Genomic DNA, 14,292 nt, shown 5'->3' on the forward strand with positions numbered 1-14,292 from the left:
CTTTGGAGCGCGGTTATGCTGATTAGCCAGGGTGCGGCTCGCAACGAGCGGATCAATTTGAACCTCGCCTGCTCGCTGGCGTTGATCGCTGGTGCTCTAAATGCAGCAGCCTTCTATGCCGTGGGTTTCTTTGCCGCCAACATGACCGGCAATGTGTCCGCACTGTCCGATAATCTGGCAACGGCGCAATGGCGGCCGGGCCTGTTCTTCCTCGCGATCGTTTTCACCTTTATCGTCGGCGCCACCGTATCCAGCCTGTTGATCAATGCGGGGCGGCGACGGGGCATTGCCGGTGTCTACGCCTATAGCATTCTTCTGGAGGCATGCCTCCTTGCTTTGCTTGGGCTTGCTGACATCTGGCTGCTGGGCGTCTGGCGCCCTCCCCTGCTGATCCTGGGCCTCGCGTTTCTGATGGGATTGCAGAACGCCACTGTGACGCGGATTTCCGATGCCCGCGTTCGGACCACCCACGTCTCCGGCATGGCCACCGACATTGGCATCGAACTCGGTATCGCAATCGATATCCTGCGTGGACGAAAGCCAGACGGTCACGCCGCCGAGAACCGCGCGAGGCTGAAGCTTCATGCGTGGACAATTGCCGCCTTTCTCCTCGGTGGTGTCGGCGGCGTCCTTATCTATCGCACGATCGAGGGCTATCTACTTTTGATCTGCGCCGCTCTTCTGTTTCTAATCGCTCTTGGTGGGATCCGGACCGGCCGAGGAACATTCGCAACCACCGCGACCCGGCGGTTTCGTTGGATGCCGCCGAGACGACGACCATGAGGGTGCAGCGTCGATCCCCACACATCAAGCCCGATCGGTTGACCGGCCATCACCGTTGCATCCACGGAAATGGAAAGGAGAACCCATGGACGCCATCGCCCGCGCCTAATTACCACCTCGAAGCAGCGACGTCCGACGTGGGCTATCCAAAGGCAACCCGATAAATAAAGATCGGCAAGACGAGGCTGATTATGGTCGCCGAGATCACGCAACACAATCTCACCAGATGCGCGCGTCGCGCCTTCCTGGTATCCCATTGATACGCCAATGAGTCACTCCAATTCTCCCGGTCATTGAAACGTCGATAGGGGGACAGATGTCCAGTCTGGAGAGAACCTTGGCTGTGGATCTTGCCGGCGCGTCGTTTGCTCAACGACATGGGGAAAAGGCGCCGGCGGCTTGGTTCCGCGCCATCATCTGTGTTGGGGACCAGCATTGATGACTCAGTCAGGATTTAGGCTTGAAACAAAGGCAGCGCTCGCTAGTTTCTCATCCGCATTATCGAACCGGGCGGCCGTGCATTACAACCGCCGCCCAGATTTTCATGTTTTGACGTGACGCGGGAATGCCCATGTTCGAACAAAAGTCCGGCAAGAGACGGCGTAGTCACAGCGACGCCCGGCTCGCAGCCATCGTCGACAGTTCCTTCGATGCAATCATCAGCAAGGACCTTTCCGGTACCATCGTCAGCTGGAACAAGGCGGCCGAACGGGTATTTGGGTTCACTGCCGCAGAAGCGATCGGCAGGTCTATCTACATCCTCATCCCCGACGATCGTCACCAAGAAGAAGTGGAAATCATTCGTCGCCTCAAGCTTGGCCAACAGATCGATACGTTCGAGACGATCCGCAAAACCCGCAACGGCGCGCTTGTTCCCGTCTCGATTACCATATCGCCGATCAAGGACGGGCGCGGGCGCATCATCGGTGCCTCCAAGATCGCTCGAGACATATCAGAGAGCAAGGAAAACGAGCGTCGCCTGAAATTGCTGCTGCGGGAGATCAATCATCGGGTGAAAAACCAGTACGCCGTTATCCTTGCCGTTATTGCACAGACGGCTGCGCGCGAACCGGATATCAAACGCTTCGAGAGCCGCGTTCGCGAGCGGATCATGGCGCTGTCGCACTCCCAGGATTTGCTGTCATCGGTCGATTGGGCCGGTGTCGATCTGAACGCCCTCATCTCGCACCAGGTGCAGCCGTTCGCCAGCAATGGAAAAATCTTTTCCGCCGGCCCTGCCATTCTGCTCGATGCCAATGCAGTGTTAAATCTCGGTATGGCGCTCCACGAACTCGTCGTAAATCACGTGCAGTTCGCAGACGCCGACCTATCGAAGGTCGATTTGTCATGGACGATCGAGCCGGGCCCAGACGGCGACGACTTCCATTTTACCTGGCGTGAAGTCGGGGTGACCGAACCGGACCTCCTCGCGCGGGGGAATGGCTTTGGGTCTTTGGTCCTTAAGCGCATCGTCGCCGCGGCACTCGGGGGAACGAGCACATGGAACATCGACGGTGATACGCTCATATGGGACCTTGTCGCTCCCCTCACCCGCGTTCAGATTCGCCGTGACTAACTTCGTCATCCGTCTGGGAATGCTTTCGACTGGAAGCATTTTCAGCGTGTTGCCGGAGGGTCCAATCTGGCTCCCCTTCTCCCTCCCGATCCGCAAACTGTAGAGCCTTTAAGTCACTGCTTTCGTCTGTCTATCATTCCCTTCAGAATCTGTTCGGCGACGGCTCGGGTGCATCGCGGAGATGTACCCCGTTCCCTGCAGCGATCACGGCCTGACGAGACTTTGAAGAGGAACCGTCAAGTGAAGTGACAGGCCGTTCTCGGTCCAATTCCTTAGCATCTTTCCATTCAGACCTTGCAAAGCCGCCTTCTCCAGCGTGGATCCAAAGCCCTCTCGCTCGGGGGCTTTTTCGATGCCTGACACACCCGTCTCCGTCCAATCGATTTGCAAAACCTCGTCAGCGGCGGAGACGTCGATCGTCAGCTTGCCCTCAGGTGCAGCCAACGCCCCGTATTTTGCCGCGTTTGTCGTGAGTTCGTGCAGGAGAAGCGCCAGGGAGGTCAGCGCGGTGCCCGTTAAAGGTGCGTCTGCCCCGGTAATATCGATACGGGATCCTTCAGCGTGATCATGCGGAGCCGAGATCGCTCGAAGGAGGGCGGTGACGGTCGTCGCGATCTGGCTGCCAATGCCATCCGACGCGAGATCGGGCATCGTCAATTCGTGAGCTCGGGACAAGGCATGCAGACGGGATCGGAGATCCGCCTCCAGTTCCGCAACGCTCTTGGCCGGCCGTGCGCTCAAGGAGATCAGCCCAGCTGTCAGGCTGAATAGGTTCTTGATGCGATGATTGATCTCCTTCAGGAGCACATCCTTATGCCGCGCCGCCGCGGCCAATTCATCGCGCTGCGCGGCGAGCTGCTGCCGCTGTCGATAGAGTTCATAGAACACGGAAACCTTGCTGCGCAGGATGTCCGGTTCGATCGGTTTCTCGATGAAGTCGACCGCACCCGCCTCGTACCCGCGAAACTGGCGTTGACCATCTGTGCTGCCAGCCGTCACGAAAATGATCGGGATACGACGGGTGCGCTCGTTGCCGCGCATCAGCTCGGCCAGATCGAAGCCGTTCAGGCCCGGCATTTGAACGTCGACAAGCGCCAGCGCGACGTCATGGTTCAACAACAATTCCAGCGCCTCGTCACCGGAGCGCGCTTTCAGCAGGAGCAGGTCGTCCCTGCGCAGCAACGCTTCCAGGGAAAGCAGGTTCTCGTCCAGATCGTCGACAAGGAGAAAGGGGACGGGGTTCATTATGCGTTCAAACCTTTTTCAAAAAATCTGCGATGTTGGCGAGGGTCAGTACAGTCGCACCCGAACTCGCCTTGGCGGCGGCTTCCGGCATCGCGGCGGAGAAAGCTGTTGCCGGCTCCTGTATCAAACCGACACCACCAGCTTCGACCACCACTTTCAGCCCCTCGGCTCCATCGCTATTCGCGCCGGTAAGCACGATTCCAATAAGCTTATCCTGGAATGCGTCGGCCGCAGTCTCGAACAGGACATCAATGGAAGGACGGGAGAAAAGAACCGGCTTATCGCTTGAAAGTGCGACAGTTTTATCGACCTCAACGAGGAGATGATAGTCGGGGGGTGCGAAATAGATCGTGCCGCCGACCAGGGGTTCCTTGTCTTCCGCCTCTTTTACGGCCATCCGACATTTTGCTGAGAACAAATCGGCCAAAGCGCTTGGCCGATCGGCAGGCACGTGGACGACTACAAGGATTGGGAGAGGAAAGCCGGCCGGCAGCGAAGGAAGGATCGCCGAAAGCGCCTCCAAGGCACCGGCCGATGCTCCGATCACTACAGCGTCAAATCGCGCGCCCATCAGCCGCCTCGCTTCTGGTAGATTTTGTCTTCCCTCGAAAATTCCTCGAAGGCATTTCCATGCCTCGAAAACCGCAGGCTTTCTTTCGAACCGAGGCCCAGGAAACCTTTGCGAACCATCGAGCCCTGGAAGAGGCCGACCGCACGGTCCTGCAGGTCACGGTCAAAATAGATGAGGACATTGCGGCAGGAGACCAGATGCATTTCCGCAAAAACCGCGTCGGTCACCAGGCTATGGTCAGAAAAGACCACGTTGCGCCGGAGACTCGTGTCGAACGACGCCCGTCCGTAGGCCGCTTGATAATAGTCCGACAACGATGATTTGCCGCCTGATTTGCGATGGTTTTCCGTAAACAGCTGCAAACGATCGAGAGCGTATACACCGGCTTCCGCGGTCGCGAGGGCTTCAGCGTTGATGTCGGTCGCGTAAAACAGCGTGCGGTCCTCTAGCCCCTCCTCCCGAAAGAGGATGACCATCGAATAAAGCTCCTCACCACCGCTGCATCCAGCGATCCAGACCTTGAGCGACGGGTACGTCCGCAGGTGCGGGATCACCCTCTCCCGGATCGCTCGAAAATAGCTCGGGTCGCGAAACATCTCGCTGACCTGGACCGTGAGGTAACCCAGCAACCGCGGGAGCAGCGCCGGCTCATGCAGAAGAGCCTCCTGCATCGCCGAAATCGTCAGAAAGCCCATCGCCTGCCGCGCCTGCCTCAGGCGGCGCTTGATCGATGCCATCGCATAATTGCGGAAGTCGTAGTGATAGGTGAGAAACAGCGCCTCCAAAAGCAGCCGGATCTCTATGTCTTCTACGTTCTCTGCCCGATCTGTTGTGGTCATTTCGGCATCCACACCCGCACCAGCGACAGCAGCTTTTCCACGTCAAGCGGCTTGGCCATATAGTCGTTGGCGCCCGCTTCGATGCATCGCTGCTGATCGTCGGGCATGGCTTTGGCAGTCAACGTCAGGATCGGCAGCTTTTTCCAGGCCGGGTTCTTGCGGATTTCCCGCGTTGCCGTCAGGCCGTCCATGACGGGCATCATCACGTCCATCAGCACGAGGTCGACCATAGTCCCACCTGCCTGCGAAGCTTTCTCGAGCGCATCGATTGCCTCTTGGCCGTTGCGGGCGATTTCCACGATCGCTCCGCGGGGTTCGAGGATATTGGTCAAGGCATAGACGTTGCGGACGTCGTCTTCCACGATGAGGATGCGCCGGCCTTCGAGAATGGCATCACGGTTGCGAGCCTTGCGGATCATCTTCTGCTGTTCATCCGGCAACTCGGAAATAACCTGATGCAGAAAGAGGCTGACCTCATCGAGAAGGCGCTCTGGCGATTTAGCACCCTTGATGATGATCGACTTCGAGTATCGCCGCAGCCGATGTTCGTCGTCTTGGGACAATTCGCGTCCTGTATAGACGATAACGGTCGGAAACGCATATGCGCTTTCCTGGCTCAAGGTCTCGAGAAGCGAGTATCCGGACGCGTCTGGAAGCGACAGATCCAGTACCATGCAATCAAACGTCTGATCCTTCAGGAGTTCCAGGCATTCGGCTGCCGTCCCAGCGGTGACCGTTTCCACGCCGCGCGAGCCAAGGAGCCTGGCGACAGCGTCACGCTGCACCGGATCGTCCTCGACGATCAGGATCCGACGCACATCCTGCGACAATTTTAGCTCGAGCTTTTCCAGAACGTCGACGAGCTGCTCGCGCATCACCGGCTTGACGGCATAACCGACGGCACCCAGTGACAATGCCGTTTCGCTGTGGTCCTCGGCAGAGATCATGTGGATCGGGATATGCCGCGTTGCGACATCGTTCTTCAGGCGGTCAAGAACTGCCAGACCCGATTGATCTGGCAAGCCAACGTCAAGAACAACAGCGCTTGGCCTGTATTCCTTGGCCAGTCTCAAAGCCTCTTCCGCCGTGCCGGCAACGATTGACTGGAAGCCCATCTCCCGCGAAAGATCCCTGACGATCGCAGCGAAAGAGGCATCGTCCTCGATGACAAGCAGCACGCGCTTCGCCCCGCTGAGTGTAGCACGGTCGTCTTCGACGGTGGTCTTTGGCACTGCCGGCATGTGACGTAGCGGCTCGGCATGGTCCGCCGCGACGACAGCAGGAGGCACGGCACGGGAGACCGGATCCTGCGATGCGACAGCAGACGGATCGTAGGTCTGTGGGATCGCGGCGGTAAAGGTACTCCCCTTCCCTGCTTCGCTCTTCAGCTCGATAGAGCCGCCAAGCAGCCGCGCAAGCTGTCGCGAAATCGACAGCCCAAGCCCCGTGCCGCCGAAACGACGGCTGATGGTGCCGTCGGCCTGGTGAAATGCCTCGAATACCCGCTGCTGCTGATCGGCGGAAATCCCGATCCCGGTGTCGGTCACAGCGAAACTGATCCGTCCGGCGCCCGCGGGCGAAATGCTTAGCGTAACGCTACCAGCTTCGGTGAACTTGATCGCATTTGAAAGCAAATTCTTGAGAACCTGTTCGAGGCGTAGCGCGTCCGTTTCGATCGCAGCCGGAACATCCGAAGCAAGCTCAATCGCAAAATTCAGCTTTTTCTCGGACGCAATGGGCTGGAACATGCGTCGAAGATTGTTGGCGACGCGCTCGACGACAACAGTCTCCGGCCTGATCTCGACATGGCCCGCTTCGATCTTGGAAAGGTCAAGAATGTCGTTGATCAGATTGAGGAGGTCATTTCCTGATGACTGGATCGTCTGGGCGTATTTGACCTGCTCGGCTGTCAGGTTCTCTTCTGGATTGTCGGCCAGAAGTTTTGCGAGGATCAGCGAGGAATTGAGCGGCGTCCTGAGCTCATGCGACATGTTGGCGAGGAAATCGGACTTGTACTGGCTCGCCTGCTCCAACTCTCTGGACTTGAGTTCGACAGACGCGTTGATACGCTCGAGATTATCGCGTTGGAATTCGAGTTCCTGAGCCTGCTCTTCCAGCTGCGAATTGGTCTGCTCAAGCTCGGCCTGCTGCTGCTCCAGACGCGTCTGGGACTCTTTCAACGCGCGGCCCTGTTCCTCCAGTTCCTCGTTGGAAACGCGAAGTTCTTCGCTTTGCGTCTGCAGTTCTTCGGACTGACGCTGGGTTTCCTCGAGTAGGCTCTGCAGTTCGCTTCGGTACGTTGCCGAACGCACGGCAATGGCGACCGCCTCGGACGCACGCTCCAGAAATGTGCCGACCTGAGGATCGATCGCGCGCAGAAAACCAATCTCGATGACTGCGTTGACCTGACCGTCGACCTCGCCTGGAAAGATCGCGATATGCCTTGGCTTGTCTCGCCCAAGCGCCGAGCCGAATGTCAGGTAGCCGTCCGGGACCTCCCCGAACAACAGCGGGCGCCCCTCGGCGGCGGCCTGTCCCAGAAGGCCTTCACGCGTTCGGAACTGCTTTGGCACGCCTGCGCTGTCTGGCACGCCATAGGCGCCCACCCGCTGATAGGCATCGCCCGTTCCAGCAAATGCCGCTCCTGCTACCCCACCGACATAACGCACCAGGAACTCGAGCATGCTGTTGCCGAGTTGTTCGATTGGCTGGTCACCCATCATGGCGGCAGCCAGCCCCACCTGGCCCGATTGCAGCCAGTCGTCGCGGCGACGCGCCATGGTCGCGCGACGGATCAGCAATCCGATCGCCAACGTCAGAAGAATCCCGAGCAGGCCGGACAACAATGTGCTCGCCAATGCGGTCTCTTGGGCACTTTTCATCTCCGCTATTCGCTGCACGCGAACTTCGCTTTCGCGCTGGGACATTGCCGCGATCTGAACCCGGATTGCGTCCATATCGTTCTTGCCGCGGTCGGAGTTCACCACCGCAAGGGCGGCGTCCAGACCCTGATTGCGCTGCAGGTCGATCGTTTCCTTCAGCTCCGCGAGCTTGGCTTCGACATGCGCCTTCAAATTCGCGAGCCGCTGTCCCTGACCTGAATTCGCGCCAGTGAGGCGGTCGATGTCCTGAAGCTTGGCCGGAATAGCTTGAAGCGCTGAGTTATATGGTTCCAGATACTGGTCCTTGAAGGTCAGCAGAAAACCCCGCTGACCTGTTTCAGCGTCCTGAACGCGCGAGAGCAATTCATCAAGGGCAACGATGGCGACATGGGTCTGGACGACGCGTTGATTGCCCTCTTCCAATGCCTGGAGATTGAAATACGCGACGATACCACTAACAACGAAGAAAATTAGCGTTACGAGCAGTCCGACCGCGACGTTGGGATCAAGGCCGAGGGATCGGGTCTGCAGGTCAGAGGCAGGCGTGTTTTTCATGGGGAGCTCATTGCGGCAGGGACGTGGTTGGCGCCACTCATAGGCAATGCACAGGAAAATGTCGAATGTAGTGCCGACGTGTCAGCGGCGGAGGGGTCGCTTCACAGTCAATTTAACGAAAGCTGCCGGACCCTAGTTTTCTGGCACGACTCTCCCAACAACAGCGTCCGATCGCCTCTTCAATGCCCGCTGTAGAGAAAAGCCCGGTGCGGGAGGAGGTGCTCCGGGCTTCTATAATGACTGACAACATGGGAGGAGGAGTGTTGCCAGTGGTGCAAAGCCGCTCGGGAGGAGGTGAATGGCTCTGCTGATCAGATAATGCGCTGCATCGCACAATGTTTCAAGGAAGATGTTGCGGCGCAATAATATCGGCCTCCGAGGCTCCCGATATGGCGAGGCTTCGGCCAGGAGGTTGGTCCCCAAACGGGACCGGCCGCACTATCTCGCGCGAGATTTTTTCGAAATGGGCTTAAAATTGACCAACAAAGATTTCAGTTCGACTTCGCGTACCCATCGCGCAGCCTCATCGGGACTGACCCAGTCGCAAACTCGCTGACCCCGCTCCTTGAAATCAGTTCGCACCTCAGTCACCTCAATCTGGAATACATCGACGATACAGGGCGCAAAGTCGCCGTTATCGAGATCCTTGAGATAAGTGTAACTTCCAACGGATTTTTTTTGTTCGGCTTACCGCGAACGCCGGCTTCTTCCCATGCCTCTATCGCCGCCGCCTTGTGCGGTTCCTTACCTTTCATCGGCCAACCCTTGGGAATGATCCATCGGCGTGTTTCGCGAGACGTCACGACGAGAATTTCGATATCGCCACTGTCCTGTTTATACCGAAAGCAAAGCGCGCCGCATTGGCGGGCGAAGGGTTTGTCGAACAGACGATCCGGATTATCGGCGAGTTGCTGCAGCAACGTTCTCGGTTGCTCGGCCACCGCTTTGTGAGGTTTGATGATCGGCTTCATGCCGCTCAACGTTCGCAAAGTTTCTTGGTCGCCTCAATGAGCGGCAATGTTTTATGACAGTTTTGTAACAGTCATCCACGGATTTAACGAAGCCATCGACGGGAGCCTCCAGCTTGCCCCTACCCTCCCTCGATCTCACCCGTTCGCAACGCCAATATCCCGACGTCGACGAACCTCCACCGTCTACGGCTTGGACGCTTGGGATCGGTCTCTCGCCCATGTCAGATCGGGTTGTCTCAAAATCCAACGTTGTAGTGTCTGGAACGTGAGGTCTCTTTAACCTTGCCGACGCTGCAAACTTGCCCGTCCTTCGAGATCCCCTACCCTTTTCATCACAATCCATTAGGGAGGCGACGATGAAGGCGAAGGTCTATCATTCGAAACCATATCGGTCAGAGTGGCGCTTGACGGTGGCAGCGAAGGTGATTTCCTACCACGCGACGCAGGCCCAGGCCTATTTGGCCGCTTTACGCGCCGGCCGGGCTGTTGAACAAAACGGCGGCGTGGCCTCCGCTGTTTTGCACGACCAGAATGGATCGATACAACGCAAGAGGACTTTCGGGCTCGACGCGCGGCCGCATTAAAGGTCGGAACGGCGTAGCGTCATAAGTTGGAGCCGGCCCCACTCCCCTGCCGGCACCAATGAGAAAACCGACCAAGGCTTTTGCCTCGGTCGGTTCAGTCGCATGTTGCTGGGGTTTCCTGGCCCAACGTCGCCGTGGCGTTCAACTGCCTTTGGTGGTTTGCAAGGCAATCTCCTCGGCGAAGCCGCGATAGGTGTGTAAGGGCCGGCCCAGTATCGTTGTCAGCCGCTCGACGTCGCCAGGCTGCGGGATCATGCCGTCGCTAACATAGCGCTCCGCCATCAGGCGCATTTCATAGGCCATCCATTTCGGCATGAAGGTCGCCATGTTCTGCTCGAACCCGTTGGGATCATCGCCGCCATAGATGATCGGACGCCCGAGCACCTCGGACCAGATTGCCGCGACGTCCGAGCCCGTCAGTGTGTCGGGGCCCACCAGATTGATCGTTTCGATCGGCAATTTCCCCTGAGCCTGGTCACGACGGATCAGTTCGAGCGCGGCGACCTCGGCGATGTCGCGGGCGTCGACCATGGCAACCCCCTTACCGCCGATCGGCATGGGATAGACGCCGTGATTGAAGACGACATCTTTGATCATGACCTCATTGTCGATGAAGTAGGACGGACGCAGGATCGTGGCGCTGAAGCCCATCTGCTCCAGCATGCGCTCGCCGCCGGCCTTCACGGCGAAATGGGGGACGTTGACGGCCCCGTCGGCATTGAACACCGATAGATACACGACCCGGTCGACACCGGCTTCACGGGCGACGTTCAAGGTGATGATCGCCTGGGTGAATTCGTCACCGGTGACTGCATTGAGCAGAAACAGCGTACGGACGCCGCTGAACGCAGTGCGTCGATATCGAGCAGATCCCCTTGCGCGACTTCAACACCGGCCGGGAAAGTGGCCTTGGCACGATCGCGGGCCAGCACACGCACCTTGGCGCCGCGCTGAATGAGTTGATCAACGAGGTGGCGGCCGACGCGGCCGGTAGCGCCTGTAACGAGAATAGTCATGGTATCTCTCCGAGGGTTGGGTTTGTTTGACACCCCCAATATGGATGGTTCACAGGCGGTCCAATAGACGCTAAAATTAGACTCGCTGTCTCACTGGTGGAACGTTATGGATCTGCTTGCGCTCGCCGACTTCAACCTTGTTGCCCGCCATGGCGGATTTGGGAAAGCCGCCCGAGCCAGTGGCCGCCCGAAGGCCACCCTGTCGCGCCGGGTCGGCGAGCTCGAGGCTGCACTCGACTTACGCCTGTTCGAGCGCGGCGCTCGCATGCTGAAGCTCACGCAAGAGGGACGGGCGCTGTTCGAACGAACCGCTACCTTGTTGACCGAGCTTAACGAAACGGCGGCCGCGATCGCCTCGGGTGGCGAGAAACCAAAGGGCAGGCTGCGGATCAGCGCGCCACTACTGTTTTCGCAAACAGCGATGGGCAAGATCGCAGCAGGCTTTGCATTGAAATATCCCGAGGTGCGGCTCGAGATCACAACCGAGGACCGGGCCGTCGATATGATCGAGGAAGGTTATGATCTGGTGATCCGGGTCAACCCTACTCCTGACGAGAGTCTCGTCGGGCGCATCTTCCTGCATGATCGCCTGGTCGTCGTCGTGAGCCCGGCTCTCGTGCACCCCACAGGCGACGTCGCCACGCCAGCGGTGGTCAGGGGCGCGGGCGACAGTGCAATCGAATGGGAGATTGTCGCGACGGCGGGTCGGACCCGAATCGCAGTCGAGCCGGTTTTGCGTTTGTCGTCACTGGTCATGGTGCGCGATGCTGTACGCGCGGGCGTCGGAGCAGCGCGACTGCCGGTTTCGCTCGTGGCTCACGATATCGCTGCGGGGACGTTGGTTCACATGGGTGACGTCGAGGCTTCCGACATCGGGCTATGGGCACTATATCCGTCGCGCCAGTTGTTGAGCGCGCGCGTCTCCGCCTTCCTCGAATATCTGAGGGAATCCTTTCCTAAGGGCGCCCCCGAAGAGCTGGCAGCGTTCATCAGCGATGAGACGTCTCGCCTCTGAAAACGCCCATCAAACCGCGATCTTGCTGTACTGGCGGCCATTTCGGGCGGCGAATTCCATGGCCTGCTCTTCAGGCAATGGAGGAGAGAACAAATACCCCTGCACGCTGGTGCCGCCCAGGGCTTTGAGAGCCGCAAGCTCCTCTTCGGTCTCAACACCTTCGATAACGCAATCCAGACCCATGTCGGCGCTAAGGGTGAGAAGCGATTTAACGATTTTGTAGCTTGCGGGCTTCTGGTGCAAATTCGTAACGAAGCTCCGGTCGATCTTGAACTTCGTCAGCGGCAGCGCATGTAACCGCGTGAGGCTCGAATAGCCGGTTCCGAAATCGTCGAGCGATATACCGCAGCCGAGGCGACGCAGGGTCTCGACGGATTGCGTCACCTGCTCAAAGTCATGAGTGAAGGCCGTTTCGGTAATCTCAAGGTCAAGGCGTTGCGGATCGAATCCACTGCTCTCGATGATGCCGATGATTGCCAGAACGCCCTCGTTCGTATTCAAGTCATGTGCCGACAGGTTGAATGACAGGCGCAAAGGCGCATCCCAGCAACTCGCTGCGATGAGCGACTTCCGGAAAAGCGGCCTTGTCAGAGACCCGACGATGCCGGCCCTTTCGGCGATCGGGATAAAGCACGCTGGAGACACTCTCCCTAAAGTCGGGCTATCCCATCGCGCCAGAGCTTCAAAACCGACAGTCGTCTCGTCGCGGATATCCACGATCGGTTGGAAGACCACCGATAGCTCTTTTTCCAGATCCGCCTGTTTCAGGACGCTTTCAATTTTGGCATCACAGTTGATCTGCTGTTCATGATCGGCATTGAAGAGAACAGCGCCACCGCGCTGCCTCTTCTTGGCGTGGTAGAGCGCATAGTCCGCCCGATCGAAGAGTTGCTCGCGGCTCAGCGCCAGATCAGGGAACACCGCGATACCCATAGAAGCTGAGATGTGTACCGTGCCTTCCGGCATATGATATGGCTCTTTCAACCTCGCTGAGATGGCATTCGCGTTGATAACGAGTTGATCATTTTCCGGCGGAAGCGGAGCGATGATTGCAAATTCGTCGCCGCCTAGTCTGAATGGTGTGCTAGCCTTCAGGATGCCAGACAGACGGTTGGCCACCTCGACCAGGAGACGGTCGCCCACCGAGTGACCGTAAAGGTCGTTGACGGGCTTGAAGCCATCGAGGTCCATCACACCCAGAGCCAGTCGCTGACCGCTCGCCCGCGCCTTTTCGAGCTCGACCTCCAGATCCGCAAAGAACGCGCGCCGGTTTGCAAGGCCCGTCAGGCTGTCGAGATTGGCGAGCCTGAAATTCTCGTGGCTTAGCGCGTCGCTCCGCTGTTTCGAAACGACCATGCTCTCGAAGTTCCGGTAGTTGGTCAGCAGGATGGACATCATCCCCGCGCAGACCAGTAACACGTTGATCGCGATCGCGATGAACGTCGGCTGAGCCGTCGAAACAAAGAAAGCGATAAACGCACCGTTGACGATGAGCGTCACGATGAAGGCCGCCGAACGCACATACATCAAACAGAAGATACAGGAGATGACGGTGATCGCCATGTAGAAGGCGACATGCGAGCGGGTGTAGGCGTCGCCGTAAGGGACGAGTGCGAACGACCAGAGGGTGAACGCAACAGCGATGCCACCCGCAAGCCGGTTGGTTCGCTTGAGCGCAGCATGCGCAAGCTCAGGTGAAGGGTCGACATTTCGCGTCCGGAGCCAGAAGAACATCCTCAGCAGGCAACCGAATGTAAGGACTGATGGAACCCCAGTCGTCAACCAGGAAGGCGCAACCCTCATGTGGGTCATGGCGAGCGCCCAGGTGCTCGAAAGCAAAATGAAATACATCATCGGCATCTGACGGGTAAAAGCTCGATACTGAGCTCTAAGAAGCTCGGGATTTTCGCTTTGCACCGACATGAAGCCTCGGATTCTGCTCCGTGCAACTTCTATATTCATAAGACCGCCCATCAACTGATGAACGACTTCTAATACACCTCTCCTTACAATCGCGGAAATCAGTACGGTTAATCAGAAGCAACCTCTTCGAAATATCCGCCCGGCTAATCGAGTACTCATCCTCCTCGTCCACCTACGATCTTTGAATAGATACTAACCCACCTGGCCGCCTGTCTACAGCTATCAAACGCCGCCGACAGATCCTCGATCGTGTGCCTGATATAGGCCGAATAGACGCTGGAGGCTTAGAACGTGAGACCGATGCCAGCCGATTTGCCGAGGGTGTTTAGTCC

The 14,292-nt window shown here is 58.2% G+C and carries 9 protein-coding genes and 2 pseudogenes; 4 read left to right on the plus strand and 7 right to left on the minus strand.

Annotated features, from left to right (window positions below; genetic code table 11):
• The first annotated feature begins 57 nt into the window (after window positions 1-57).
• Window positions 58-783: a YoaK family protein gene (locus ACIQUB_RS22285; protein ID WP_402932230.1), complete on the plus strand. Its 726-nt coding sequence runs from the start codon at window positions 58-60 to the stop codon at window positions 781-783.
• Between the two features lie 571 nt (window positions 784-1,354).
• Window positions 1,355-2,359 (plus strand): PAS domain S-box protein, encoded by a 1,005-nt coding sequence (locus ACIQUB_RS22290; protein WP_402932232.1) that lies wholly within the window; start codon window positions 1,355-1,357, stop codon window positions 2,357-2,359.
• 204 nt (window positions 2,360-2,563) lie between these two features.
• Here ACIQUB_RS22290 and ACIQUB_RS22295 read toward each other — a convergent pair whose 3' ends face one another.
• The 5 genes and pseudogenes from ACIQUB_RS22295 to ACIQUB_RS22315 all read right to left on the minus strand — a co-directional run bounded on the left by ACIQUB_RS22295 (window position 2,564) and on the right by ACIQUB_RS22315 (window position 9,422).
• Window positions 2,564-3,604 carry a response regulator gene (locus ACIQUB_RS22295; RefSeq protein ID WP_402932234.1) on the minus strand — a complete coding sequence of 347 codons (1,041 nt, stop codon included), beginning with the start codon at window positions 3,602-3,604 and terminating at the stop codon, window positions 2,564-2,566.
• Window positions 3,605-3,611: 7 nt separating this feature from the next.
• Entirely contained in the window at window positions 3,612-4,175 is a 564-nt protein-coding gene (locus ACIQUB_RS22300; RefSeq protein WP_402932236.1) for a chemotaxis protein CheB, read from the minus strand.
• Window positions 4,175-5,014 (minus strand): CheR family methyltransferase, encoded by an 840-nt coding sequence (locus ACIQUB_RS22305; protein ID WP_402932238.1) that lies wholly within the window; start codon window positions 5,012-5,014, stop codon window positions 4,175-4,177. The genes ACIQUB_RS22300 and ACIQUB_RS22305 overlap by 1 nt, the downstream gene beginning before the upstream one ends.
• Window positions 5,011-8,451 (minus strand): response regulator, encoded by a 3,441-nt coding sequence (locus tag ACIQUB_RS22310; RefSeq protein ID WP_402932240.1) that lies wholly within the window; start codon window positions 8,449-8,451, stop codon window positions 5,011-5,013. The genes ACIQUB_RS22305 and ACIQUB_RS22310 overlap by 4 nt, the downstream gene beginning before the upstream one ends.
• Window positions 8,452-8,889: 438 nt before the next feature.
• Window positions 8,890-9,422 (minus strand): annotated as a pseudogene (locus ACIQUB_RS22315) (NUDIX hydrolase).
• A gap of 356 nt (window positions 9,423-9,778) precedes the next feature.
• Between ACIQUB_RS22315 and ACIQUB_RS22320 the strand changes: the two are divergent.
• Window positions 9,779-10,006 carry a DUF2188 domain-containing protein gene (locus tag ACIQUB_RS22320; protein ID WP_402932242.1) on the plus strand — a complete coding sequence of 76 codons (228 nt, stop codon included), beginning with the start codon at window positions 9,779-9,781 and terminating at the stop codon, window positions 10,004-10,006.
• A 141-nt stretch (window positions 10,007-10,147) separates the two neighbouring features.
• Here ACIQUB_RS22320 and ACIQUB_RS22325 read toward each other — a convergent pair.
• Window positions 10,148-11,022, minus strand: a pseudogene (locus tag ACIQUB_RS22325) (SDR family oxidoreductase).
• 106 nt (window positions 11,023-11,128) lie between these two features.
• On the opposite strand from ACIQUB_RS22325, the gene ACIQUB_RS22330 reads away from it, so the two are divergent.
• Entirely contained in the window at window positions 11,129-12,037 is a 909-nt protein-coding gene (locus ACIQUB_RS22330; RefSeq protein ID WP_402932244.1) for a LysR family transcriptional regulator, read from the plus strand.
• Window positions 12,038-12,046: 9 nt separating this feature from the next.
• Here the strand turns inward: ACIQUB_RS22330 and ACIQUB_RS22335 are convergent, their stop codons facing one another.
• Entirely contained in the window at window positions 12,047-13,999 is a 1,953-nt protein-coding gene (locus tag ACIQUB_RS22335) for a putative bifunctional diguanylate cyclase/phosphodiesterase (protein ID WP_402932246.1), read from the minus strand.
• Window positions 14,000-14,292 lie beyond the last annotated feature (293 nt).

Source organism: Rhizobium sp. NPDC090275 (genome assembly GCF_044772225.1).
In the GTDB taxonomy this organism is placed as follows: domain Bacteria; phylum Pseudomonadota; class Alphaproteobacteria; order Rhizobiales; family Rhizobiaceae; genus Rhizobium.

Bases quoted from the DNA above. Each gene is read 5' to 3' on its own strand.
- ACIQUB_RS22290 (WP_402932232.1), top strand. From the start codon at position 1,355: ATGTTCGAACAAAAGTCCGGCAAGAGACGGCGTAGTCACAGCGACGCC.
- ACIQUB_RS22295 (WP_402932234.1), bottom strand. From the start codon at position 3,604: ATGAACCCCGTCCCCTTTCTCCTTGTCGACGATCTGGACGAGAACCTG.
- ACIQUB_RS22300 (WP_402932236.1), bottom strand. From the start codon at position 4,175: ATGGGCGCGCGATTTGACGCTGTAGTGATCGGAGCATCGGCCGGTGCC.
- ACIQUB_RS22305 (WP_402932238.1), bottom strand. From the start codon at position 5,014: ATGACCACAACAGATCGGGCAGAGAACGTAGAAGACATAGAGATCCGG.
- ACIQUB_RS22310 (WP_402932240.1), bottom strand. From the start codon at position 8,451: ATGAAAAACACGCCTGCCTCTGACCTGCAGACCCGATCCCTCGGCCTT.
- ACIQUB_RS22320 (WP_402932242.1), top strand. From the start codon at position 9,779: ATGAAGGCGAAGGTCTATCATTCGAAACCATATCGGTCAGAGTGGCGC.
- ACIQUB_RS22330 (WP_402932244.1), top strand. From the start codon at position 11,129: ATGGATCTGCTTGCGCTCGCCGACTTCAACCTTGTTGCCCGCCATGGC.
- ACIQUB_RS22335 (WP_402932246.1), bottom strand. From the start codon at position 13,999: ATGAATATAGAAGTTGCACGGAGCAGAATCCGAGGCTTCATGTCGGTG.